The sequence below is a fragment of the Bacillus pretiosus genome (assembly GCF_051294775.1).
GTDB lineage: Bacteria > Bacillota > Bacilli > Bacillales > Bacillaceae_G > Bacillus_A > Bacillus_A wiedmannii.
In genome coordinates this window covers 1-292 of the sequence record NZ_JBPPHF010000375.1, presented here as the reverse complement: position 1 = coordinate 292, position 292 = coordinate 1, and the positions used below count along the sequence as shown (strand labels likewise).

The 292-nt window shown below is 38.4% G+C and carries 1 pseudogene; it reads right to left on the bottom strand.

The features are described from left to right. Nucleotides 1-292: pseudogene (locus tag ACSG5Z_RS31330) on the bottom strand (sensor histidine kinase); the annotation flags it as partial.

The window sequence follows — 292 nt, the reverse complement described above, 5'->3', positions numbered from 1 at the left end:
ACGCATGTCAGAGATAAATTCCCTTAGCTGCTTTAAAGCGGTACGAGATGTTTGTGTAATTTCCTTCGCTTCCGCACTTGCACGCTCCGGATTTTTAACAATTAACTACTCCACGAGCTGACTTTTTAAAGTAATGAGTGATAACGTATGTCCTAACGTATCATGTAGAACTCTTGCAATCCTTTGCCGCACTTCACGTTTGACTAAGTCTTTAATTTGTTCGTTTGCTTCGTCTAACTGATTCCTTAACATCTTTTTTTGATTAAAATTTCGCATTCCGAATGGTGTAAGA